The sequence below is a fragment of the Halococcoides cellulosivorans genome (assembly GCF_003058365.1).
Lineage (GTDB): Archaea > Halobacteriota > Halobacteria > Halobacteriales > Haloarculaceae > Halococcoides > Halococcoides cellulosivorans.
In genome coordinates, this window is record NZ_CP028858.1 from 866868 (window position 1) to 888564 (window position 21697).

A 21697-nucleotide genomic window follows, 5' to 3' on the forward strand; every position below is an offset into this window, starting at 1 on the left:
CGTTTCGGGTCGCGGGACTGTAAATATGTTCGCTGGCAGTATCACGAACGGAGTCGCTCACGCACGACGCGTTCGATCGGCTCGAACAGCCCGCTACAGCCGTCACAGTCCTCACACGACAGACTCGAACAGGTCACGGTCGCTCCACAGCGCGGACAGGTCAGTCCGGTCGTAGGATCGATCTCACAGCCACAGTCGGGACAGTTCACGTCCATCAGCCGATCACTCCGGCGAATGTGGCGATGACTCCGCCGACGGCCGCGTTGACGCGTGGCACGACGTAGGCGAACCCCATCGCGAGCGCCGCGCCGACGCCGAAGGCGACGGCCCAGGAGCCGACCCACATGACCAGACCGGTTTTGAGGTCGCGCTCTTTGAGGATCATCACCATCGAGAGGATGCAGGGCACGAACAGCGTGATGACGACCAGGCCGACGAAGATCTGGGATGGGCCGAGTTCGAGGCCGGTCATCCCCGCCGCGGCGAAGTCCCGGCGAATGAGCCCGAGGAGAAGGATCTGGCCGAACTCCTGGGGCAGGCCGAGCAGCCCCGTCAACGGCTCCAGCCCCGCCTCGATGGCGTCCAGCCCACCCGCGTAATCGAGTGCGGAGACGCCGATCGCAGTCACGCCAAAGAGTGGGGCGGCCTCTCGGAGGAACATCTTCGTCCGGTTGTACGTCTTCCGGAGGACGTTCCGGGGCTTGGGGATACGCATGCGCGGGAGTTCCGTGACGAGCGCCTCGCTCTCACCGGGCAGCGTCCGATCGAGGACGACGCCCGCGACGCCGAGCACGCCGAGGAGGACGCCCACGTACGCGACCCACCAGCCCATGCCCAGGCTGGCGAGCAGGCCCATGATCACGCCGAGTTGCGCCGAACACGGGATCGCGAGGCCGAGCAGTGCCGTCGAGATGAGTCGCTCGCGGCGCGATCCGACCATCCGCGTCGTGATCACCGCCATCGTCACACACCCCACCCCGACGATCATCGGCACGATCGCGCGGCCGTTGAGTCCCACCCGGTTCAGCCCGCGATCGGTCAGCACGGCCAATCGCGGGAGCATCCCCGAGTCTTCGAGGACGCCGATCACCAGGTAGAAGGCGATCACGAGTGGCAAGAGCACGCCCAGAATGTACTGGACGGTGACGGTCACCAGCCCGAGGTTGTCGTTGACGAGCAGGAACTCGATCGGCTCGACCCAGTTCGCCGCCGGGAGGACCGACGTGACGACCCCCTCGACGGCCGGGTTGTAGTACTCTCCGAAGACGACGATTTCGAGGAAGTCGACGACCTTCTGGGCGACGACGACGCCGATGAGATAGAAGATCACGCCGAGGATCGCGAGTGCGATCGGCGTGCCCGTCAGGGGGTCGATCATCAGATCGCTGAACCGCTCCGCCAGCGGTCGCCCGCGGTCGCCACGATGCTGGACGGCGTCGATCACGTCACCGACCCGCCGGCGGCGATTGCCGTAGACGGCTTCGCGCTGTCCGGAGGCGAACACGCCGCCGTCGGCGGCGACGCCGTCTTGATCGGCAGCGTCGTCGGCCGCCGCGTCGTCCGGGCCAACTGGGTCGTCGAACCCGTCGTCGGCGTCCGCGACCGCCCGCGCCGTCGGCTCGTCGTCTTCGACGAGCAGCGTCTTTCGCGCGCGGCCGACCTCGACGGCCGGCAGATCGGAGAAAAACCGCTCGATGCCGGTTTCGTCGGGCGCGCTCGCTTCGGGGAGTCGATCCCGTAGCTCGCCGATCCCGTCGCCGTCGACGGCGACCGTCGGGACGACCGGCACGCCGAGTTCGGCCTCCAGCGCCTCGACGTCGATCTCGATCCCGTCGGCCGCAGCCTCGTCCATCATGTTGAGCGCGACGACCGTGGGGATCCCCATGTCGAGTAACTGCAGGGTCATGAAGAGGTCGCGATCGAGCTGGGTCGCGTCGACGACGTTGATCACCCGATCGGCCTCGTTCAAGACGATGTCGCGCGTGACGCGCTCTTCTTCCGAAAACGAGGAGATGCCGTGGGCGCCGGGCGTGTCGGTCAGCCGGTAGTCGTCGCACTCACCCTGGGTCGTGTCGACGGTCGTCCCGGGATAGTTCGAGACGTCGACGTAGCTGTCCGCGAGCGCTCCGAAGACGACGCTCTTGCCGACGTTCGGTGCGCCCACCAGCGCGACCGTTTCCCGGTGCTCGACGTCGTCGCTCATGCGTGGCGATCGATCGTGATCTCGTCGGCCAGCGCCGATCCCAGCGCGAGTTCGGTTCCGTTGCGCCGGAGGATGACGGGCCCGTTCGTGAGCTGTCTCCGACACTCGACCGGGCCGTCGAGAAAGCCCAGCCGAAGGAGCCTCGCGCGCGTGTCGTCGTCGGGGACGTCACGCATCTCGATCGACTCCCCCGGATCGGCGTCGGCCAGCGCGGTATCCATTTAGGTCCACCTAAGTAAAAATTAGGGTGGCCAAAGATAAAGGCTCGATCGGGTTCCCGGCTCGTGAAAATTGCCGCTATTCGCGGTCCCTGTGGCGTCTGGAACGCGAATTACACCGTTTCGAACAGGGCGAGCACGTCCTGGAGATCGACGCCACCGTCGCCGTCGATGTCGAACAGCGCGGCGTTCTCCTGGACGGACGGCGAATCGGTGTGCTGGAAGAGCGTGTTCACGTCCGGGAAGTCGAGTTTGTCGTTCGCGTTGAAGTCCTCGTACAGGCCGTCACCGTCGACGTCCTGGGGGACGGTGCCGTCGATCGCGGGTGGTGTGGGCGTCTCCGTGGTCGTCCCGGGCGTCGTCTCGTCGGTCGGCACGTCGCCATCGGGTTCGTTCACGCCGCGGTACGTTTCGAGTTCGGCCCGCCAGAACTCTCCGAATTCGTTGAGCGACCAGTCGTGATTCATCATCGCGGGACTCCACTTGGAGTCGAAACACCAGACCGTCCAGCTGACCTGGGGGTACTCCTCGAAAAAGTCGACGAAGTCCTGGCCTTCCTCCTCGGCGCTCCCGACCAGATACGGCGACCCGTCCTGGGCCCACCCGAACTCGGTCATGAACACGGGGACGTTCTCGGCTGGCGGGCCGAAGTACTCTCCGAGCGGGCGCAAATTCTCGTGGGCGTAGACGTGGCCCACGTAGCCGAGATTGTCGCCGTCGAACTCGTTGGCCTCGTCTTTGGCCCAGTAGGTGTACTGACTCCAGCGGGGCGACCCGATGATGATCGGATTCTGGGGCGCGTTCTCGCGGATCGTATCCACCCAGGGCTGGGCGGCTTCCTTCCAGACGTCCCACCCTTCCTCTTTCGCCCGGTCTTCGGTCACGGCGACGTTCGTCGTCGGGTCGCCCTCGCCCGGGAACGGCCCGATGGGTTCGTTGTACACCTCGTAGATGACGTGGGAGTCCTCGGCGTAGCGTGGTGCGACGGTCTCCCAGAACATCGTCAACTCGGCGTCGGTCTCCTCGCTCGTATAGAGGTACTCCTCGCCCTGTTCGCGGTGGCGGTGGTAGTCGACGATACAGTAGACGTTCCGCTCGGCACAGTACTCGACGGCCGGGTCGACGTACGTCTCCAGGTAGGTGTCGAGTTGGTCCTGGGTGAACCCCGGCATCGGCGGGATGCCACCCGTATTGTGCCCGCCGATGTCGAGGGGCTGGAGCGGCAACCGGATGACCCGGGAGTACCAGCCCCGTTCGGGGTCGGTCGCGCGTCCGATGGTCTCGTCGTGGTCCGGGCGGAAGTCCTTCGAGTCCATCCGCTTGGCGTCGGGGACGTTGACGCCGCGCAGCGTGACCTCGTTGCCCGAGGGGTCTTTCATCCAGTTGCCGTCGCGGTGGAGCCACGGCGTCGCGATGCCGACCGCTCCGGCCGTCCCCAGCGCGAGGCCGCCGACGGTCCCCGCGGCGACGCTCGCGCCGGCGGCTTTGAGGAACGTTCGTCGCGTCGGTCTCGACACTGTGCGATCGGTCGTGGGCCGTGTGCTGTCGGTCATGGCTTGGGGAAGGTGTCTCGGTACCGACCGGCTGGATCGACCTCGCGGGTCAGATCAACACCGGTGACGCGTCTCTCCGAATATTTTGGGGTCCAGGATACTTCAATATACGGCCCGCACAGCGAAAGGAACGACTCGGTCGACACCCACCACTCGCGTCGTGGTGTCGACCACCGCGGAGGCCAGCCAGCCTGTGGACTCGGTCGGAACCGTCCAGATCAGACCATCTCGAACAGCGCGAGCACGTCCTGGGAGTCGAGGTCGCCGTCGCCGTCGAAGTCGTAGTACTGGCTGTTGTCCTGGGCGACCGACTGATCGGTGTTCTGGAACAGTTCGTTCACGTCGGGGAAGTTCAGCGTTCCGTCACCCGAGAGGTCCTCGTACAGGCCGTCGCCGTCGGGGTCGGTCGCCCCGTTGGGCCAACTCGGGCCGTCTCCGGTGCTGGATCCGTCGAGCGAGACTGAGACACTGGTCGTTCCGTCCGAATCGGTGACCTCGACCGTTGCCGTCGCGGACGTCCCGTTCGCGGAGACGGTCACGTCGTGGGTGCCCAGGAAGGCACTCGTCGAGTAGACCCCGGAGCCGTCGGCCGTGCCCGTCTCGGCGGTCCACCACTCGTCGAAGACCAGATTTCGCCAGACGTCGAGCGCGGGTTTCTCCGACCAGTCCGCCCGGAAGAACGGTGCGTCTTTCTCCTGGCCGGCATCGTCGCCCCAGTGGAGGGGATCCCAGAAGTTCCAGACGAGGAACTGCTCGGCGGCAGGGTGGCTGAAGAAGATCTTCAGGGCCCGATACATGAAGTCGGCCTGTTCTTGCTCGCTCCAGTTGCCTTTGTACATGTCGAACTCCGACATGCGCAGGCCCGCGCCCTTGCCGGCGAACCGCTCGAACTCCTGCCAGAATCGGTCCTGAGTCAGGGTGTCCCAGGACCCGAAGTGGGACTGGAAGCCGATGCCGTCCAGGTCGATCCCTCGATCCTCGATCAGGTAGTCGATGGCGGCCTCGTACTGGTCTTCGATCTTGCCGATCCGACCCACGAGGGTGTTGTACTCGTTGACGGCGATCCCGATGTCGTCGTACTTGTCGGTGACCTCCTGGGCTTTCTCGAACCAGTCACCGAGGACCTGGGCGGTCGCCTGGTCGACCGAGGAGTCGTCGAACCCACTGCCCTCGACCGCGTAGATCATCTCGGGGACGTTGATGAACTCGTTGGCGATCTCCCACTCCATGACGCTTTCCCCGTAGTAGTCGATGATTCGCTCGATGTGACCAAGCGTTCGGTCGATGATGAGCTGGGGGTCGTGGTCGGCCTCGCTGAAGTCGTCGTGGCTGAAGTCCGTGTCGTTGGGGCCCATCCCCATCGCTTCAGCGACGTCCGGGGGGACGCCGTAGGCGTCGACGTTGCCCCAGACACAGACGTGTCCACGGACGTCCATGTCGCGTTCGTTCGCCCAGTCGACCGCCCAGTCGGCCACCTCGTTGCCAGCGGTCTCGTCGGGGTTCTGCCAGTCGTTCTCCCAGATGTTCCACTTCGTGTAGTTCTCGAAGACGATCGTGTTGAACAGTTCTTCGGTGTACTGGCGATACGTCTCCATGTCCTCCTCGTCGGCGGTCTTCTGTTGGCCGTCGACGCCCTGGTACTCGATCGGGTCGCCCCACTGTTCGGCCCGATAGAGGAACTCCGCGTTGACTGCCGTCCCGAACGTAAAGTCGTGGTCTTGCTGTTCGATCTCGACGGTCGCGTCGGGAACGGTGTTGCCCGATCCGTCCTCGACGGTGATCTCCAGGTCGCCCGTGCGGTGCTCCTGGATGCGCGTCTCGGCGTCCGATTCCCACGCTGCCGCCGTCCCGGTTGCCCCCAATCCGACGACGCTGGCCCCTGCCGCCGCGCCAGTCATCTGGAGCAGCGAGCGACGATCGATGTCGGCCCCCTCTGACTCGTCCACGTCCTCCGGTGTTCGATCCAGTCCCATATCACCCGTACTTTGTGCTCTGGGATCGTAAAATTATCGCTCGGAGTGTCGAATTCAACGGTCCCGATAGTACGACATTCGGGGTCGTTCTCGTCTGTCTGCTCCGCGTCGGAACGCCGTCGGGGGATCGTGACGCCGCCACTGCGTCGGTCCTGGCGAGTGACAACGGAGGAGACTATCCCGTCCCGTTCCAGGTACTCATCGTCGTCCGTCCCCCGCTCTCGTTGAGGTAGTTGACGCGTATCGTCTCCTCCGGGCTGACCTCCTGGTCGTAGGCGCCGTTGGGGCCGATGCGGACGACGGTGCCCGGACCGACCGGTGTCGACTCGTTCATCTGGTCGTTCAGCGCCGCCCAGGTCGCCCGTCTGTCTGCACCTTCGATTTCGATCTGTCCGGCGGGGATCGGTTCGCCGGAGTCGAACGTGATCAACAGCATCGATTGGGGCTCGAAGTACTGGTACGAAAAGGTCGCGTCGGGGCCCTCGGTCTGGGACTGAACGTAGAGGACGTTGACGCCGACGACGGCGATGACGAGCAGGGCCATGACGACGATCGTGAGGAGACTCGTGAGTTCCGAGACCGCACGATCGTCGTCCGAACGGGGCCCGGGCATCGTCATCAGTAGGGTGTGGAGGCCCTTAACGATGGCCGCCGTCGCGGGGCGACTGCGTCGGGGTCGCCAGGCGGGAGGGCTCGGAACTGGCGACCCAACAGTGTTGACCCTGGGGCCCGAACCCCGACGCTATCATGCCCGACGATGACACGCAACGCGACATCCTCGTCTGGGGCGCGACCGGCGTCGCCGGCGAGTTCGTCGCTGACGTCCTCACCGAGCAGTATGCGCCACCCGAGATATCGATCGCGCTCGGGGGTCGGGACGAACGCCGTCTCCAGGCGATCGCTGCGGAACTCGCGAATCGGCACGACTGGGACGCGATTCCGATCGTCGTGGGGGACGCGACCGATCGAGAGCGCCTCCGGGAAGTTGCCGCCCAGACCGACGTCGTCTGTAGCACCGTCGGGCCGTACGCTCGCCTCGGGACGGATCTCGTCGCGGCCTGTGTCGAGACCGGCACTGACTACTGCGATCTCACCGGCGAGATCCACTGGGTTCGCGAGATGATCGATCGGTACCACGACGCCGCCGTCGACGCGGGCGCACGCATCGTCCACTCGTGTGGGTTCGACTCCGTCCCGGCGGATCTCGGCACGCTGCTCGTCCAGTCCGCCGCGATCGAACGGTACGACGAGCCCTGCGAGACCGTCCGGATCTTCGTCGAATCCGGGAGTGGGACCGTCAGCGGTGGGACCGCCGCCAGCATCGCCGCGATGTTCGACGCCGTCGCGTCCGATCCGCTCGCCCGCCAGACGCTCGCGAACCCCTACTCGCTGGCCCCGCCGGGCGAGCGCGCCGGCGTCGATCCGGGTGCGTCACGTCGTCCGCACAGGGACGCACTCCGCGGGGCCTGGACCGGCCCGTCGCCGATGGCCGACGTCAACGAGCGCGTCGTCCGCCGGTCGAACGCACTGTTGGACTATCCCTGGGGCCGGGAGTTCCGCGTTTCAGAGCGCATCCCGACGGGCTCTGGGATCGGCGGGGCCGCGCGGGCGTCGGCACTCGCCGGTGGCCTCGGACTCTTTGGCACTGCGATGGCGGTCGGCCCGGTCCGGTCGGCGCTCCAGCGGTGGGTGTTTCCCGCTCCCGGCGAGGGCCCCACGCGTGCGGAGACCGCAGACGGGCACTTTTCGATCCGCGTGATCGGGCGCGGGACGGCCCCAGACGGGCCCTTTACCGTGGCGGCGACGATCGGCGCGCCCTGGGATCCGGGCTACGGCGCGACGGCGCGGATGATCTCTGAGTGTGCGCTCTGTCTGGTCTTCGACGACATCGACTCGCCGTTCGAGGGCGGTGTCCTGACGCCCGCCTCTGGGATCGGTCTGCCGCTGGCCGACCGACTACGTGCGGTAGGGTTCACTATGGCCGTCGATGACGGTCGTGAGGATCGAGGCGAGTGAGCGGCCGCGATAGATGGATCACCGGACCAGCATCCGCGACGACCAGCCGGTTCATCGCTCGGACTGCAATCCCCACGTCGAAAACTCTCGATCTCGGGCTGACTCCACTGTCGAAACTGGATCGCCGCCCGCGAACAATTAAGTCCATCACGCGCATGGCAACTACTATCGCAATGATCGACCGGGCTCGGAGCCTCGACCGCGCGTCCAGCATTCAGTACGCCCTCATGATCGTCCTCGGCAGTGCCTGTTTCGTCGCTGCGCTCGCCCCGATCGGAAACGAGTTGAAAATCGCCGCCGTCTCGCTGTTCTTCGGGATCACTGCCGGCCTGTGGGTCTCACACCTCATCACGGTGGTCTACCCGCGTCACCGATCGGGGGAGGTGGGTGAATGAGCCCACAGTCTGCGGAGGTGAGTGCGTCCGAAGCGTCCGACGTGCCGTCGAATACCGGCGCGTATCTCCTGACCGTCGGGATGGTGACGATCGCGTTCGGGGCGCTGTTCACGCTCGTCTTTTCGGATCTGGTGGCGCTGTTGCTCGTCGGGGCTGTCGCTGTGGTCGCGCTGATCAGCGTGGCGGCCGGACTGTCCACCGATTCGAACCTGCTCTTTCCGCAGGGCTGATCTACCGAGGTGAGTCTCCGCTGGGGTCAGCCGCTCGACTCGGAGGTTCTGAGACGGCGTGTCCCGGCATCTCACGCCTCACGATCGACACTATTTGAGTTTCGAGGGCGTACTACTGGTCAATGATGACATGGTCTCGTCGTGAGTTCGTGCGGCTTGCGACGGTCGGAGCGACAGCGGGGACTGCCGGCTGTTCCGCCCTATCGCCGTCGGGGTCGACAGACTCCGACTCGGGAGCCGAGACTGGGCAACGACCCGCACGCGACGCCGAGCCGATCACGGGGCGAGTCGTCGCTCTCGGCGGCGGTGGGATCGCCAGTGCGACCGTCAGTGCGATTGTGCCGGGTCGGGGAGTCGTCGCCGAGACGACCACTGATGATCGGGGCCGATTCGAAATCGCGGGACCGACTGGGCCGGTTTGGGTGCGCGCGACTGAATCTGCGTTCGTCGGACGGACCGTCGCTGTGGCCCCGGGAGCGAGCCCACGTCTCAGGCTCACCCCTCGTGCTGGAACGGTCGCGCTCAGTTTCGGCGGCGACGTGATGTTCGGTCGTCGGTTTTACTCGTCTGTATCCGCCCGACGAGGGAGCAACCCGCGTCGCGTCGCTCGACGACATTCGGTTGATCGAATGGAGCAGGTCGGCGGCTGGCGGCAACGACTTCGATCACCTCCGTGTGAACGGGTCTGCGAGCGTCGAATTCGCCACGCGTGGCCACTCCGAGGACGTGATTTCGTGGGACGCGATCGAGTAGTCGACCGTTCCGGTGGATCGGTCGTGTGAGCAGGTCATTCACTCGTCGTTGAGGCGCGCTGTTCCCAGTGGCCGTCCTGTGCCCGCTTTCGATGTCTCGACCGGGGATCCGGAATCGAAGTCTGGAGTACGACGAAACTGTCAACATTCCATTCGAAATCGGCCAGGTCGGTCCAGATACCGCTTCCCTGTGACGACTGTTCCCGGGCCCCGGTATCCATCATAAACTTTAATGCAGGTTTATGTGTCTCGCTGCCGTATACCATACTAGAGCCATGACCGACCTCATCCTCCTCCCCCTCGACAGTAGCCCCGCGGCCGAGCAGGCGGCCGACCGCGTGGTCGATGTCGCCGACGAGCGTGACGCGGCGATTCACGCGCTGTTCATCGTCGACAAGCGCGAACTCGGCGATCCCGCGCTGTGTAGCACCGAAGTCCTCATCATGGAGTACGAGGACGGTGGGCACGACCTGTTGACTGGCCTCGAAAATCGGGCCCACGAGCGCGGCGTACCGGTGGAGACTCGCCTGTGCCGTGGCGACCCCTGCGAGGAGATCTGTGCGGCCGTCGAGAAACACGACCCGGACCTGACGGTCCTCGGCGTCGATATCGAGGGATGCAAGTCGGTGACCCGAACCATGCGCCAGCCGGTCGTCAGAGAGGTCTGTGACGCTGTCGAGAATCAGGAGCCGGCGTTGACGGTGATCGGTGACGACCACCAGAACGAGCAGGACTCAGCGCCCCTGGAGGAGATCGAGGCGTTCGACCACGTGATCGTTCACTGAAGGCTCAGGGAGGTCGGTCCATCCAAGAGGGGTGATGGAGGGGTGGAGAATGGCGATCGACCAATCGTCAGCCGTCGGTCCTCACAGCGATGCGTCGCATCCGTTCCCGGGGGCATGACGCGATCGGGCGAGGCGATCGATCTTCGGAGTGGCTCGGCCGGAAACTCAGATCGGTGAGTTCAGTGTCCCGAAGTACACCTGCCACGCCAGGAGGGACTTCGCGACCAGACTCAACAGGATGTACGTCTTCTCGCCGAAGAGATAGTCTTTCCACCGCGAAACCTCCAGATACTGGAGGACCATGTTCAGTGCAAAGAGGTTGAAAAAGACGAAGATACTGATATAGATGTAGATGACAAACTGGGGGAATTCACCGTCGCTGGCCGTGACCGACCCAATGAACGTGACGGCGATGGTGATCCAGGGCACGAGACCGGCGATAACACCCACCCAGTAGGGCGTCCAGTCCGTCTGGTCCGTGGACTCGTTGCGTTGCTCCATCAGGAGTCCAGCCAGGTTCATCACCGCCACGAGTCCGAACAGCGCCAGGAGGGTCCCGAGGTCCCACACGCCGGCCAGCATTCCGATGATGACGATCATCAGCGAGGCGCTGACGGCGTACTCGTACCAGCGATACGGGTTCATCCCGCGATTGAGATACGTGACGTACTTGTCGTATCGGACGGTCGCGATGACGGTGTGTGCGAACGCCGATATGAAGAGAAATCCAGCGACGAGAAGCGGGAGATTGACATCGACGAACGAGACTGTCTCCGGGAATATCGACTGGGTTGCGGGATCGAACGCGTACCTGGTGCGCGTAACCGGCCACAGGACGTTGTCGGCCAGCAGTAGCATCGCCACCCCTTGCAGCGCGTGAAGGACAGCCATGACGCTGTTCCAGAGTCTGAGACGCGTCTCTCGCGCGGATTCGTGCTGTTCGGGATCGGACGAGGTCGAACGGTCCTCGGACGACATTCGCCTCGAATATCTAATGGAGACTGTATATTTCTATGGGTAAATGTATCGTGGTGAGGGTGTTCGTTGGGTGTGCGATGCCCGCGTCGCCGGGTGTCTGCAGTCGGACGGGCCCGATTTACCGGCGATCGGAGGAACGGTATTGGAATCTGGTCGGAATTTGGGCCTCGGCACTCATAGGGCTCGTCATCGCCGGTGGCTACCCGACTCGGGGCGAGCGCTCGTCATCGGCCACTCGACAGTACCGCCCGCCAGCCCAAGACCGTTTTCACCCACATCGCCCGCCGACAGACTCGTCCCGATGGCCGCCCAGCGTTCGCCATGAGCGACGATCCCGAACGCACGCTCGAGGAGTGGAAAACGTCGATGCAGGACGAACACGACACGGCCATCGCGAACCCCGACCCCGACGCGAGCCACGAAATCGAGGGGATCACCCAGGTGAGCTACCGCTACACCTTCGCGTACGACGCCGACAGCGACAGCCTGGAACAGACCGATCGCACGCAGGTCGACGAGCCACGCGAACCGGAGTTGTTCTCGTGTGCCTGTGGCGTCCGGGGGATGACGCGCGCGGAGGCCCGCGACCACCTCGGGGCACTCGACGACTGAGTCCCGATCGTGGGCGATCCGCTCGCCGCTCACAGCGACGCGACGACCCGATCGGCAGTGTCGAGGCCGCTGCGCAACGCGCCGTGCAGTCGCGGGGTCCCGATCGTCCAGTCCCCCAGACAGTAAATAGCGTGGTCCTCGGCCGCACGGAGCAGGTCTCGCGGTGGGTCGTCTTCCGGCTGGGCGTACCGCCAGCCCTGGTGGTCCGTCCAGTCGGGCGTTGCCAGACGCTCGTCGCCGAGCACGTCGCCGGCCATCCTCGCGAGTACGGCCACGTTCTCCTCGGGTGGGTCGTCCCAGTGAGCGACCGACCAGTCGTGGCTGGCCTGGACGATCAGTAGCGATTCGCCGTCCGGAACGTGGCCACGCTTGCATTGCTCGCGGGCGATCCAGCCGATCGGGTGGCCCTCGTCGGTGTTCACCAGCGCGTAGTACGGCCGCTCGATGCGGAACGGGTAGTGCAGGACGGCCGTCCAGACCGTCCGAAACGCGACCCCTTCCAGCGCGTCGATCAGATCCGCTCGCAGTGGGTCGTCCCAGTCACTCTCCGCGAGCAGCGCGGCGGTCTGGGGCGCTGGCGGGTTGCAGAGGAGGATATCGAAGGGCCCGCGTCGCTCGGAGCCGATCGAGACGGTCCAGCGGTCGCCGTCGCGGTCGATCGCCGTCACTCGGGTGTCCCGGTGGACCGCCGCGTCGGTCCGGCCGACGAGTCGTTTGGCGATCTGGGTCAGGCCACGCTCGTAACTCCACTTGTGATCGTCGGCGTCTCGGCCGGGCGAGACCGTGCCCTCGCCGTCGAAGGTGTGGATCGGCTCGCCAATGTCGACGAGCCCGTCGGTGTCGAGCGTCTCGGTCACGAGTTCGACCACCCGGTCGTCGTCGGCTTTGAGGTAGTTCGCGCCGTAGTCGTAGGTCACGTCGCCGTTGCGGCGTGTCGCGGCGCGGCCACAGAGGCCGCCCGACTTCTCGAAGACCGTGATCGTTGCGTCGTCCAGCCACCGGTCCAGCGCCCACGCCGCTGCGGCCGACGCCGCGCCAGCGCCGACGATGCCGATCCGTGTCACGGACGCGATTCGAACCGGCGTCGCATAGTCGTTCGGAGGGTCGAGACTTCGTGGACTCGCCCGCCTTCTCGCCCTCCGCCCGGGCCTGCATCGAGAGCGACCGGCGCGAGTCGCGGCGGTGGCGAATATCACGTGCATTAAATGCTGTACGTGGGTAGTGGCGCTATGCACCGTTCGAGGCGGGGACTGTTGCAGGCGTGTGGGGCCACGTTGATGGCGATTGCAGGCTGTTCCAGCCCCGAAAGCGACAGCGAGGGCGTTACTTCGACCCCCGAGGATTCCGACTCCGCTGGCGAATCAGGAGCTCCAGAGGAGGCCATCGACCTCGAATTCGGTGAGGGTGCGGAGTTCACGAACGACGGTGACGTGAAACTGCAGGTGATACTGTCGAATCCCCAACTCGTCGAAACGGCCCCGGTCGTCACCGACTCTCAGATTTACGTCGACTCGCCAGAGTCGAAGCCTCAGTTTTTCACTGTCCAGGTGTTCGTCGCCAACGAGGGCTCAGCGACTCTTTCACCACCGAAGGGGCTCTATTTTCGGGTTGATGGGGAGGAAGTCGACCGGAGTTTCGTCAGAACGTCGGGCCAAACGTATCGCGATATCGGCGACCTCTCACCGGGCGACAGCGCGACGGGCACCATCGCCTTCCCCGCTCCAGCGGGGCCTGCCACCGGGACCGTGGCACTCCGGTTCCAGACGCTCCTGGAGTCCCCTCCTGCCCGGTGGACGTTCGATTTTGCAGACGTTCCGCAGACGTCGACCGATCTGTCTCGGGATGGACTCGGTGCGTCTGTGACCGTCGATGCTGGGCCGTACGCCTACGAGTTCACGCCACTCGACGCCCACGAGACGACCGCGTATACCGATGCCAGCGGGACCGAACACACCGCGTCCGCTGGGTCGACGTTCGTCGTGGTCGAGGCCCGATCCGAGAACGTCGGTGACGAACCCGTGAAGCTGCCAAATCCGTACAGCGTTCGCCTGGCGGCTGACGGGTCGATATACCGGGGCCAGCGGTACGCGAATGCCGCGGACCGGTACGAAGGACGGGTCGATCCGTATCGACCAGGCGACGATCAAGCGGGAAAACTCCTGTTCGAGGTTCCCGACGCGGCGTCGAGGTACACACTCCGGCTTGCGATCGGAAATGACACGTTCGTGACGTGGCCACTCGACGTCGATACCAGCTAACGCGTCCGGCCGTGCTCACGACGGACCACGGCCCAGCACGTCGTCGAGGATCGCTCGTTCGCCTCTGGCCACGAGTTCCGACGCCGTCGCCTCGGCGACGTCCAGCGTCGCGGCGACCTCTGCGAGCGAGCACGTTGCGGGCACGTCGTAGTACCCCATCGCGAGCGCGGTCCGGACGGCCTCGCGCTGGCGGTCCGTGAGACCGCTCGCAGGGGTGTCGAAATACCGGTCGTAATCCCCGACGTCGACGACCGTGACGTCGACGCCGGGTGGCTGGTCATCGATGGCAGCCGTGATGTCCGCCTCGGCCCCGAGGATCGTCATCCGCATGCGTCCGCGGTCGTCGAACACGACTGGTGGGACGGTGACCAGATTGCGCGCCCGGAAGGCCGCTCGCCAGTCGCGATCGATCGCCCGGCACTCCTGGACGACGTAGACGTGAAACACGCCGTCGTCGCTCGGACTCATGCGATACGCCGCGACCGAGTCGACGTCGTCGATGGCGTCCCGATACCGCTCACGGTCGCCGTACACCCGAAAGAGGAGATACTCGTGATCCGCGTCACCGGCGAGGTTGAACGTCAGCATCTCCTCGCGCTCGACGGCGTCGGTCTCGCGAATGAACGCCTGCATGGGATGGCGGAACTGTTCGGGCAGGTCGATCCAGGCCCGGAGATATCGCATATAAAGAACCGAGGCAGATCGGGGGAAACCGCTTGTGGTGGCGGCGAGCAACGCACTGTATGGCCACCGACGACCGCGCGACCGCCGCCGACGACCCAGAGAACTATCCACTGCCACCGGGGCCGGACGGCTGGCCGCTGATCGGCCAGACGTTCGCGATCTCACGGGATTTCAGGACCGCCTACGAGCAGCGACTGGTTCCCCACGGCGACGTCGTGCGGTACACCTTCGTCGGACGGCGATGGGTGACGGTCATCCATCCCGATCACGTCCAGCGGGTCTTGCTCGACGATTGGGAGTCGTTCGGCAAGTACGGCTTCGAGGACTTCGGTGGGGAGTTCGCCAGCGAGGGCGTCCTCTTCGCGGAGGGCGAACAGTGGCGCAGCCAGCGCGAGGCGATGCAGGACGCGTTCACGATCGATCGTATCCAGGGGTATGCCGACGCGATGACGCGGTTCACCGCCGACCTGGTCGACTCGTGGGCCGAGGGCGACGTCGTCGCCATCGACGAGGCGTTCGCGGACCTGACGCTGCGGATTCTCTGTCACAGCCTGTTCGATCTCGACGTCGCCGCCGAGGCCCAGATCGTCGGCGAGTTCACCGCGTCGATGAACGAGATCAGCCGACCATCGGGGCTGACCTCCTACCTGCCGCTCTGGGTGCCGACGCCTGAGAATCGCCGGTACAAACGTCTGCTCGACGCGTTTCGGGAGTTCGTCGTCGAATTGATCGACCGTCGTCGGGGCCGAGCCGAGGAGTTCGACGACCTGCTCTCGATGATGCTGGTTGCCGAGGACGATGCGGGCCGAACCATGTCCGAGACGGAGCTTCGCGACCAGATGGTTACGTTCCTGTTTGCGGGCCACGAGACCACGGCGCTGGCGCTGTCCTTTGCGCTCCTCGAAATCGCGAACTCCGATGCGGTCCGTGAGCGTCTCGACGCGGAGTACGAGGCGGTCCTCGACGATCGCGATCCCACCCCGACGACGATGGGCCGCCTCGATGCGACCGACCGGGTAATTCGAGAAGCGCTCCGTCTCTATCCGCCGGCCTACATTCAGTTCCGTCGGGCGACCGAGGACGTCGTCATCGACGGCTACCGGATCCCCGAGGGGACGCGCATGACGATCCCACAGTTCCACATCCATCGCGACGAGCGCTGGTACGACGACCCCGAGCAGTTCCGGCCCGAGCGCTGGACCGACGAGTTCGAAGACGAGCTACACGATTACGCGTACTTCCCGTTCGGTGGCGGTCCGCGCCACTGCATCGGGATGCGATTCGCGATGATGGAGCTCAAACACGTGTTGCCGGTGCTCCTCCGCCGGGTCGAGTTCGATCTCGTCTCCGATCCGGAGCCGGACCTCGACCCCGCTGCGACGCTGCATCCCGCCGATCCGATCGAGATGCGGATCTCGAAGCGCTGAACCGGCTCGGGCTTCCGCCGTGTGGGTCCCTGCCGATCGCCGTCACTCGTCGGCCAGGACCCGGTGCAACAGCGTCCCTGCCGAGAGGACGACGCCTGCCGCCGTCATGACCGTGACCGTACTGTTGGGGGAGGTATCGAGCCACGAGTCGTCCGACGTGGTTTTCGGCACGGCTGGATCGGAGTCGCTGTCTGGCTTCCTGTCCGCCGGGTCACCGAGGGTCGCATTGTCCGGGGCCAGTGTTCGCTCGGCCGTCACGGGATCCGCGTCCGCTGCCGAGACTGATTCGTTGACGATCACGCCGGGAAACCGGTCCCCGCGATCGACCGTGACCGTCCGGTGACCGTCGTCGATGGAGTCGATCAGGCCGAGTCTCACTGGGCTCGAGGATTGGCTGGGTGGCTGGACTTCCATCCTCACCGACGGAGCGATCTCGACGCCCGTGTGGTCTGCACCCGGATATTTGACGTATCCGTTGGCGTTCGTTCGGAATGCCCCCGGCGCGAGCCCCGACCCACTGGGGTGCGCTCGAAGGTTGAACGGGAGATTCCTGATCGGCGCGCCGTCCGGCGTGACACACTGGATCTGGACGACTTCGGGGGCTGGGAGAGTGAGCGTGCCGACGTCGGTCCAGTCGGATCCCACACGGATCGTCCCGAAATCGTAAATGTCCGGGCGCTGGTTGGGGGTTTCGTGTATTCGCTCCCCATCTGGGATGTCGAAGAAGACCACCTCGTACTCGCCGCTGTCTCGAAGCTCCTGTTCGAATGTCCCGTTTTTGGACAGTGGGCAGAGCCAGCTCTCGAACGGTCTATCGACAGTATAAAACTCGATTCGAGACCCCGAGAGCCCCACGTCCGCCTCTGAGACGACCTGTCCGGTCACCGTCGGGTCGGCTGCCCGGACTGACCCGACCGCCGACACACCGACTGCCGCCCCCACCGTCGCCAGGACCTGCCGTCGAGACAGCATGATGCGGTGATTGTTGCCGAAAGGTTCTAAGCGTTGGCGGTTCCGTTCGGTGGGTGGGTGGGTGGGGGTTCTTCTTTGAGACTGGTCCACAGACCCACGCTGCGTGGAGATCCGAACGATTTTGCCCGCGCTTCCATTCCGATCGCCAATGAGCTACACCATCGGTCTCGTCGGCACGCCCTCGGCCGGCAAGTCCACGTTGTTCAACGCCGCGACGGACAACGACGTCCCCGAGGGTGCGTACCCCTTTACGACGATCGACCCCTCGATGGGCGAAGCGTACGTCCGCGTCGAGTGTGCGGCCCCGGAGTTCGGGCACTCCTGTACCCCGAACCACGGCGTCTGTCGTGACGGCGTCCGCTACGTCCCGACCAAACTCGTCGACGTCGCGGGGCTGGTTCCTGGTGCCCACGACGGCAAAGGCCTGGGCAATCAGTTCCTCACCGATCTCAACGAGGCCGACGTGCTCGTCCACGTGATCGATTTCACCGGCGAGACCGATCTGGAAGGCGAACCAGCCGACGATCACGACCCCCGAGAAGACATCGACGTGCTCGAACACGAACTCGATCAGTGGTATCTCGACATCCTGGAGAAAGGCCTCGAACGGTATCGCTCGGGCTATCACGGGGCCGACGGCGACGTCGAAGACGATCTGGCCGAGCAGATGTCCGCCTTCCAGATCAGTTCGGACGAGATCACACAGGTCATCCTCGGGCAGGGTCTCGATCCCGATCCCGACACCTGGGACGAGGACGATCGTCTCGCTCTCGCGCGGGCGATCCGCACACGGACGAAACCGATGGTGATCGCCGCGAACAAGATGGACACCGCTACTGCCCAGGCCAACTACGAGGCGATCACGACCGATCCCGACTACGAGCACCTCACCGTCGTCCCGGTGTCGGCCCACGCCGAGAAGGCACTCAAGGGCGGGGCCGACGCGGGCGTGCTGGCGTATCGCCCTGGCGACGCCGATTTCTCTGTGACTGGCGATATCGGTGCCGAGCGGCGGGCCGCACTCGACGAGATTCGGGCCTTCCTCGATCGGTTCGGCGGGACGGGCGTCCAGTCGGTGCTCGAAACCGCGCTGTTCGAGGAGTTGGGTGCGATCGCGGTCTTCCCCGGGGCGGAATCGCCGAAACCCGACGGCACGTTCCTCCAGGACTGTTTCGTCCTGCCCGACGGGTCGACCGCCGAGGACTTCGCGTATTTCCTGCACACCGACATCGGCGACGGCTTTCTCCACGCTCACGACGTCCGGTCGAGCCGGCAGATCGCCGCCGATCGGACGCTCGACCACCGTGACGTCGTCGAGATCACGACGACGAACTGAGGGCGTGGGGCGGCGGTCAAAGCGAGACCCCGGCACGACCGGCGAGCACGCTTTTGTCGCTGGCGGGCCACGCGGAGGCATGGTCGAGTACAACGGAGCGTACGACGAGCGCGACTGCGCGGCGTTTCTCGACGAGGCGGTCGTCCCGATGCGCGTGAGCACGCACCGCCCCGACGGGTCGCCCTGGATCGTCACGCTGTGGTATCGCTACCGCGACGGCGTCTTCGAGTGTGCGACCCGGGCCGACGCGGCCATCGTCGACTTTCTCGATCGGGACGATCGGGTCGGGATCGACGTCTCGACGAACACGATTCCGTATCGCGGCGTGCGCGGGACCGGGACGGTGACGATCGATCCCGACGAGGAGTTGGAGGTCCTCGGTGCGCTCGTCGATCGGTACCTCGGTGATCGTGATCACCCGCTCGCGCAGACACTCCTCGACGAGGACCGCGAGGAAGTCTGTCTCCGGATCGACCCCGACGAACTGTTCAGCTGGGACTACTCCGAGCGGATGGAAGCGGCTTGACTGCGGGTGAGTCTCCGGCGGCAGTCGCCGCCCGACTCGGCGGCAGATCGCAGGCATCGACTCCGAGCAGTGACTGCGCTACTGGTCGCAGCGACAGCCGTCTGTGGCCCCGCCCGGCCCACGCACCCGTCGCCAGGCAGTGATCGTGCCTGCCAGGACCCCGAGTGTCAGTGCCGTCACGAGAATCTGGGCGATCGTCCCGCCGAGAGCCGCTGCCGCACCGGCCGAGAGTCCGCCGCCAGCGACGAACGCTGCGGGCGCGGTGAACAGACAGCAGAGACTCGCGACGCCGCCGATCGCCAGGATCGACCGCGTCGACCCGGACTCGTCGCAGGCGTCAGCGGACGACATGATGTCGGATCATAGCGCGAGTCCCCACATCTAATTTTGGGTGCCGGAACCCGACGATCGCCCACAGGCGTCACACCGTCGGCGCTGATAGGCCAGCAGGCCGACGAACGCGACCACGCTGACCGCACCGAGCAGCGGTCGCAGCGGGTCGAAGTGGGTCATCAGCGCCGAGGAACTGAACAGTGCGAGCAGGACGGCGTTACAGATCGGACAGCCAAAGGCCAGGAAGCCGCCGACGACCCCACCGGCGGCGAAGCGGTCACCGATCGGCTCCTCGGCCAGCGTCCGCTGGGAGACGAACGCCCCCGCGAACGCCGCGGTCGCGAACAAAAACAGGTAATCGGCGGGCGTGCGCTCGACCATCCGGACGTAGATCGGGTTCGGGAGCAATCCCGTCACCGTTCCGAACACCAGCCCCGTCACGACGGCGACGCCGACCCCACGAACCAGTGGTGAATCGATCGTCGCCAGTCCGTCCTGCAGTCGTAATCGCAGTGTCATGCGCTCATCCCGTCGATCGCACACGTCCGCGGATCGCCCGCGCGGCCGACGAACACGAGCAGGAGGACGATCCCGCCGAGTCGGAGGAGGTTCCCGTCGAAGGGTAGCGCCGCCATCGCGCCGACGAACCCCAGCGCGCCCAGGACGCCCGCCCCACAACTCGCACACCCGGCGGCGAGCACGCCCGGGACGACTCCCAGCAGCGTCGACGCGCCCGTCTTTCGCGCCCGACCGAGGATCGCGACGGCGTTGGTCACCGCGACCCCGGTCAGGACGGCGTAGCCCGCGACGAGCGCCAGTCCGATCGCCCCCGTGGACAGGTACACCTCCCGGGTCAGGGCGGTGACGGCGTAGAGTATATCGGCCGGATCGCGGGCCACTATCTGGAGCGTGAACTGGGGGAACGTGCTCGACACCAACAGAAGGTACGTCGACAGGCCCCCGATCGCCGCGACCAACAGGCGTCGATCCGACGTGAGCGGGTACGCGAGTCCGTCCCGGAGGTTCCGCGGAAACCTCTCGCCGATCGGTCTGATCCGACTGCTCACGCCGCTAACACCCGCTCGATCGCGTCCGCGACGTTCTCGGCGGGATGGGCCCCGACGAGTGTTCCGGCCGCGTCGGCCTCTCGGTTGTAGATCACGAATCCAGGTGTGCCCTGAATCCCGGATTGCTGGGCCGCGGCGACGTCGGCGTCGATCGACGCCTGGAGCGCGTCGGTCCGGGACTGCCGGCAGTCTTCGACGGCCGCGAGCGGAACGCCCTCGGTCCGTGCGGTCACGTCGGCGAACGTCTCTTCGTCGGCCCACTCCGTCCCAGACGACTGTTCGTCGAACGCTGCGCCGTGCCAGCGCCAGTAGGCGGTGGGCTCCGACGCGGCGACCTGCGCCCAGACACACCGACTCCAGACCGCCGCCGGATCCGAGTACGCGCCGATGTTGGGATAGGAGAGGCCCACGAGCCGCGCCGTCCCGGTATCGACGTACTCCGTCCCGATCGTCGGGAGCGTCTCTGCCTCGAATTTCGCACAGAACGGGCACAGGAAGTCCGTCCAGTAGTAGATGTCCACGGGCGCGTCTGACGATCCGGCGATCGGTCGCCCGTCGAGGCTGACGCCGAACCCGGTCGTCGCCTCGCTGGTGTGGGCCTCGCTCGGCACGTACCGACCGGTCGATCCCGAGCGTGTCGCGACGTAGGCAACCGTGCCCCCGAACGCGAGGATCGACCCGCCAGCAGCGAGTGCTCGGCGTCTCGATAGCTCGCGAGCCATGAGTACGTCTGGTTCGGCTGGCCGACGAATGCCCGTTCCGGTCGTGACAACTGTCGCGCCTCGTCAGTCGCTACTGACCAGCGCGTCGAACCGCTCACGAACTGTCTCCACTTTCGGCTGGGCGTGCATCTGACAGTAGGCGTCGGCGGGGTTCTTTTCGAAGTAGTCCTGGTGCTTATCCTCGGCCCGATAGAAGTCGTCGAGCGGTTCGATCTCCGTCGCGATGGTATCGCTGTACTCCGGGGCGAGCGCGTCGACGTACCGCTGGGCGGCCTCGCGCTGATCGTCGTCGTGATACAGCACGATCGAACGGTACTGTCGCCCGACGTCGGGGCCCTGACGATCGACCTGGGTCGGGTCGTGAATGGCAAAGAAGACCTCCAGCAGGTCGGGATAGGTGACGGTGTCGGGATCGAACTCGACCTGGACGACCTCGGCGTGGTCGGTCCCGCCGCCACAGACCTGGCGATAGGTCGGATCGGGTTCGTCGCCGCCGGCGTACCCCGAGGTCACCGATTCGACGCCCGCGAGTTGCTCGAACGCGGCCTCGACACACCAGAAACAGCCGCCGCCGAAGGTGGCTCGTTCTGTCATACGCTCTCAAAGAGGTCCGGTCCGATGGGCGTGACGGATGCGGCAGGAACTGGGCGGTCGCTG

General features: G+C 65.6%; 25 protein-coding genes. 10 read left to right on the top strand and 15 right to left on the bottom strand.

The features are described 5' to 3' along the window. Positions 1-41: 41 nt before the first annotated feature. The 6 genes from HARCEL1_RS13305 to HARCEL1_RS04150 all read right to left on the bottom strand — a co-directional run bounded on the left by HARCEL1_RS13305 (position 42) and on the right by HARCEL1_RS04150 (position 6560). Complete coding sequence (locus tag HARCEL1_RS13305) at positions 42-215, bottom strand: hypothetical protein (RefSeq protein ID WP_159077014.1); 174 nt, start codon at positions 213-215, stop codon at positions 42-44. After that, positions 215-2203, bottom strand: a complete 1989-nt coding sequence (gene feoB, locus HARCEL1_RS04130) for a ferrous iron transport protein B (protein WP_108381324.1) — start codon at positions 2201-2203, stop codon at positions 215-217. The genes HARCEL1_RS13305 and feoB overlap by 1 nt, the downstream gene beginning before the upstream one ends. After that, positions 2200-2424 carry a FeoA family protein gene (locus HARCEL1_RS04135; RefSeq protein WP_108381325.1) on the bottom strand — a complete coding sequence of 75 codons (225 nt, stop codon included), beginning with the start codon at positions 2422-2424 and terminating at the stop codon, positions 2200-2202. Before HARCEL1_RS04135 ends, feoB begins: the two co-directional genes overlap by 4 nt. 110 nt (positions 2425-2534) lie before the next feature. Beyond that, entirely contained in the window at positions 2535-3974 is a 1440-nt protein-coding gene (locus HARCEL1_RS04140; protein WP_108381326.1) for a cellulase family glycosylhydrolase, read from the bottom strand. A 218-nt stretch (positions 3975-4192) separates the two neighbouring features. Then, a complete protein-coding gene (locus HARCEL1_RS04145; RefSeq protein WP_108381327.1) occupies positions 4193-5947 on the bottom strand; it encodes an endo-1,4-beta-xylanase in 1755 nt (584 codons plus the stop codon). Positions 5948-6122: 175 nt separating this feature from the next. Then, the gene (locus HARCEL1_RS04150) at positions 6123-6560 is read right to left on the bottom strand and encodes a type IV pilin (protein ID WP_159077015.1); all 438 of its coding nucleotides are present in this window, start codon (positions 6558-6560) and stop codon (positions 6123-6125) included. A gap of 134 nt (positions 6561-6694) precedes the next feature. Between HARCEL1_RS04150 and HARCEL1_RS04155 the strand changes: the two genes are divergently transcribed. The 5 genes from HARCEL1_RS04155 (at position 6695) to HARCEL1_RS04175 (ending at position 10125) form a co-directional block, all read left to right on the top strand. Next, entirely contained in the window at positions 6695-7963 is a 1269-nt protein-coding gene (locus HARCEL1_RS04155; RefSeq protein ID WP_108381329.1) for a saccharopine dehydrogenase family protein, read from the top strand. A gap of 173 nt (positions 7964-8136) precedes the next feature. Then, positions 8137-8358, top strand: a complete 222-nt coding sequence (locus tag HARCEL1_RS04160) for a hypothetical protein (RefSeq protein WP_174182920.1) — start codon at positions 8137-8139, stop codon at positions 8356-8358. Next, entirely contained in the window at positions 8355-8588 is a 234-nt protein-coding gene (locus HARCEL1_RS04165; RefSeq protein WP_108381331.1) for a hypothetical protein, read from the top strand. Before HARCEL1_RS04160 ends, HARCEL1_RS04165 begins: the two co-directional genes overlap by 4 nt. A 125-nt stretch (positions 8589-8713) precedes the next feature. After that, a complete protein-coding gene (locus HARCEL1_RS04170; protein ID WP_233357401.1) occupies positions 8714-9370 on the top strand; it encodes a carboxypeptidase-like regulatory domain-containing protein in 657 nt (218 codons plus the stop codon). Between the two features lie 245 nt (positions 9371-9615). Next, positions 9616-10125, top strand: coding sequence for a universal stress protein (locus tag HARCEL1_RS04175; protein WP_159077016.1), 510 nt, complete (start codon positions 9616-9618; stop codon positions 10123-10125). Positions 10126-10290: 165 nt separating this feature from the next. Here the strand turns inward: HARCEL1_RS04175 and heR are convergent, their stop codons facing one another. Continuing rightward, entirely contained in the window at positions 10291-11103 is an 813-nt protein-coding gene (gene heR / locus HARCEL1_RS04180; protein WP_159077017.1) for a heliorhodopsin HeR, read from the bottom strand. A 321-nt stretch (positions 11104-11424) separates the two neighbouring features. Between heR and HARCEL1_RS04185 the strand changes: the two genes are divergently transcribed. Then, positions 11425-11715: a hypothetical protein gene (locus tag HARCEL1_RS04185; protein WP_108381334.1), complete on the top strand. Its 291-nt coding sequence runs from the start codon at positions 11425-11427 to the stop codon at positions 11713-11715. A gap of 29 nt (positions 11716-11744) precedes the next feature. Here the strand turns inward: HARCEL1_RS04185 and HARCEL1_RS04190 are convergent, their stop codons facing one another. After that, positions 11745-12779 (bottom strand): NAD(P)/FAD-dependent oxidoreductase, encoded by a 1035-nt coding sequence (locus HARCEL1_RS04190; RefSeq protein ID WP_108381335.1) that lies wholly within the window; start codon positions 12777-12779, stop codon positions 11745-11747. Positions 12780-12944: 165 nt separating this feature from the next. On the opposite strand from HARCEL1_RS04190, the gene HARCEL1_RS04195 reads away from it, so the two are divergent. Beyond that, positions 12945-13973, top strand: coding sequence for a DUF4352 domain-containing protein (locus HARCEL1_RS04195; protein WP_159077018.1), 1029 nt, complete (start codon positions 12945-12947; stop codon positions 13971-13973). 15 nt (positions 13974-13988) lie between these two features. Here HARCEL1_RS04195 and HARCEL1_RS04200 read toward each other — a convergent pair whose 3' ends face one another. Further along, positions 13989-14657: a helix-turn-helix domain-containing protein gene (locus HARCEL1_RS04200; RefSeq protein ID WP_108381337.1), complete on the bottom strand. Its 669-nt coding sequence runs from the start codon at positions 14655-14657 to the stop codon at positions 13989-13991. 59 nt (positions 14658-14716) lie between these two features. Between HARCEL1_RS04200 and HARCEL1_RS04205 the strand changes: the two genes are divergently transcribed. Further along, positions 14717-16084: a cytochrome P450 gene (locus HARCEL1_RS04205; protein ID WP_108381338.1), complete on the top strand. Its 1368-nt coding sequence runs from the start codon at positions 14717-14719 to the stop codon at positions 16082-16084. A 42-nt stretch (positions 16085-16126) separates the two neighbouring features. On the opposite strand, the gene HARCEL1_RS04210 is transcribed toward HARCEL1_RS04205, so the two are convergent. Further along, positions 16127-17056, bottom strand: a complete 930-nt coding sequence (locus HARCEL1_RS04210; RefSeq protein ID WP_108381339.1) for a hypothetical protein — start codon at positions 17054-17056, stop codon at positions 16127-16129. A 148-nt stretch (positions 17057-17204) separates the two neighbouring features. Between HARCEL1_RS04210 and HARCEL1_RS04215 the strand changes: the two genes are divergently transcribed. Next, positions 17205-18392, top strand: coding sequence for a redox-regulated ATPase YchF (locus HARCEL1_RS04215; RefSeq protein WP_108381340.1), 1188 nt, complete (start codon positions 17205-17207; stop codon positions 18390-18392). A gap of 79 nt (positions 18393-18471) precedes the next feature. After that, the gene (locus HARCEL1_RS04220; RefSeq protein ID WP_108381341.1) at positions 18472-18918 is read left to right on the top strand and encodes a pyridoxamine 5'-phosphate oxidase family protein; all 447 of its coding nucleotides are present in this window, start codon (positions 18472-18474) and stop codon (positions 18916-18918) included. Between the two features lie 78 nt (positions 18919-18996). On the opposite strand, the gene HARCEL1_RS04225 is transcribed toward HARCEL1_RS04220, so the two are convergent. The 5 genes from HARCEL1_RS04225 to msrA form a co-directional block, all read right to left on the bottom strand. After that, positions 18997-19269 (bottom strand): hypothetical protein, encoded by a 273-nt coding sequence (locus HARCEL1_RS04225; RefSeq protein WP_108381342.1) that lies wholly within the window; start codon positions 19267-19269, stop codon positions 18997-18999. A 30-nt stretch (positions 19270-19299) separates the two neighbouring features. After that, positions 19300-19770 (bottom strand): hypothetical protein, encoded by a 471-nt coding sequence (locus tag HARCEL1_RS04230; RefSeq protein WP_108381343.1) that lies wholly within the window; start codon positions 19768-19770, stop codon positions 19300-19302. Beyond that, positions 19767-20318, bottom strand: coding sequence for a hypothetical protein (locus HARCEL1_RS04235; protein WP_233357402.1), 552 nt, complete (start codon positions 20316-20318; stop codon positions 19767-19769). Before HARCEL1_RS04235 ends, HARCEL1_RS04230 begins: the two co-directional genes overlap by 4 nt. Continuing rightward, positions 20315-21040, bottom strand: coding sequence for a DsbA family protein (locus HARCEL1_RS04240; protein ID WP_108381344.1), 726 nt, complete (start codon positions 21038-21040; stop codon positions 20315-20317). The genes HARCEL1_RS04235 and HARCEL1_RS04240 overlap by 4 nt, the downstream gene beginning before the upstream one ends. A gap of 63 nt (positions 21041-21103) precedes the next feature. Beyond that, a complete protein-coding gene (msrA, locus tag HARCEL1_RS04245) occupies positions 21104-21634 on the bottom strand; it encodes a peptide-methionine (S)-S-oxide reductase MsrA (RefSeq protein ID WP_108381345.1) in 531 nt (176 codons plus the stop codon). Positions 21635-21697 lie beyond the last annotated feature (63 nt).

Excerpts from the sequence above, each read along its gene's own strand:
- HARCEL1_RS13305 (WP_159077014.1), bottom strand. The coding sequence starts at position 215 with ATGGACGTGAACTGTCCCGACTGTGGCTGTGAGATCGATCCTACGACC.
- feoB (WP_108381324.1), bottom strand. The coding sequence starts at position 2,203 with ATGAGCGACGACGTCGAGCACCGGGAAACGGTCGCGCTGGTGGGCGCA.
- HARCEL1_RS04135 (WP_108381325.1), bottom strand. The coding sequence starts at position 2,424 with ATGGATACCGCGCTGGCCGACGCCGATCCGGGGGAGTCGATCGAGATG.
- HARCEL1_RS04140 (WP_108381326.1), bottom strand. The coding sequence starts at position 3,974 with ATGACCGACAGCACACGGCCCACGACCGATCGCACAGTGTCGAGACCG.
- HARCEL1_RS04145 (WP_108381327.1), bottom strand. The coding sequence starts at position 5,947 with ATGGGACTGGATCGAACACCGGAGGACGTGGACGAGTCAGAGGGGGCC.
- HARCEL1_RS04150 (WP_159077015.1), bottom strand. The coding sequence starts at position 6,560 with ATGCCCGGGCCCCGTTCGGACGACGATCGTGCGGTCTCGGAACTCACG.
- HARCEL1_RS04155 (WP_108381329.1), top strand. The coding sequence starts at position 6,695 with ATGCCCGACGATGACACGCAACGCGACATCCTCGTCTGGGGCGCGACC.
- HARCEL1_RS04160 (WP_174182920.1), top strand. The coding sequence starts at position 8,137 with ATGATCGACCGGGCTCGGAGCCTCGACCGCGCGTCCAGCATTCAGTAC.
- HARCEL1_RS04165 (WP_108381331.1), top strand. The coding sequence starts at position 8,355 with ATGAGCCCACAGTCTGCGGAGGTGAGTGCGTCCGAAGCGTCCGACGTG.
- HARCEL1_RS04170 (WP_233357401.1), top strand. The coding sequence starts at position 8,714 with ATGACATGGTCTCGTCGTGAGTTCGTGCGGCTTGCGACGGTCGGAGCG.
- HARCEL1_RS04175 (WP_159077016.1), top strand. The coding sequence starts at position 9,616 with ATGACCGACCTCATCCTCCTCCCCCTCGACAGTAGCCCCGCGGCCGAG.
- heR (WP_159077017.1), bottom strand. The coding sequence starts at position 11,103 with ATGTCGTCCGAGGACCGTTCGACCTCGTCCGATCCCGAACAGCACGAA.
- HARCEL1_RS04185 (WP_108381334.1), top strand. The coding sequence starts at position 11,425 with ATGAGCGACGATCCCGAACGCACGCTCGAGGAGTGGAAAACGTCGATG.
- HARCEL1_RS04195 (WP_159077018.1), top strand. The coding sequence starts at position 12,945 with ATGCACCGTTCGAGGCGGGGACTGTTGCAGGCGTGTGGGGCCACGTTG.
- HARCEL1_RS04200 (WP_108381337.1), bottom strand. The coding sequence starts at position 14,657 with ATGCGATATCTCCGGGCCTGGATCGACCTGCCCGAACAGTTCCGCCAT.
- HARCEL1_RS04205 (WP_108381338.1), top strand. The coding sequence starts at position 14,717 with ATGGCCACCGACGACCGCGCGACCGCCGCCGACGACCCAGAGAACTAT.
- HARCEL1_RS04210 (WP_108381339.1), bottom strand. The coding sequence starts at position 17,056 with ATGCTGTCTCGACGGCAGGTCCTGGCGACGGTGGGGGCGGCAGTCGGT.
- HARCEL1_RS04215 (WP_108381340.1), top strand. The coding sequence starts at position 17,205 with ATGAGCTACACCATCGGTCTCGTCGGCACGCCCTCGGCCGGCAAGTCC.
- HARCEL1_RS04220 (WP_108381341.1), top strand. The coding sequence starts at position 18,472 with ATGGTCGAGTACAACGGAGCGTACGACGAGCGCGACTGCGCGGCGTTT.
- HARCEL1_RS04225 (WP_108381342.1), bottom strand. The coding sequence starts at position 19,269 with ATGTCGTCCGCTGACGCCTGCGACGAGTCCGGGTCGACGCGGTCGATC.
- HARCEL1_RS04230 (WP_108381343.1), bottom strand. The coding sequence starts at position 19,770 with ATGACACTGCGATTACGACTGCAGGACGGACTGGCGACGATCGATTCA.
- HARCEL1_RS04240 (WP_108381344.1), bottom strand. The coding sequence starts at position 21,040 with ATGGCTCGCGAGCTATCGAGACGCCGAGCACTCGCTGCTGGCGGGTCG.
- msrA (WP_108381345.1), bottom strand. The coding sequence starts at position 21,634 with ATGACAGAACGAGCCACCTTCGGCGGCGGCTGTTTCTGGTGTGTCGAG.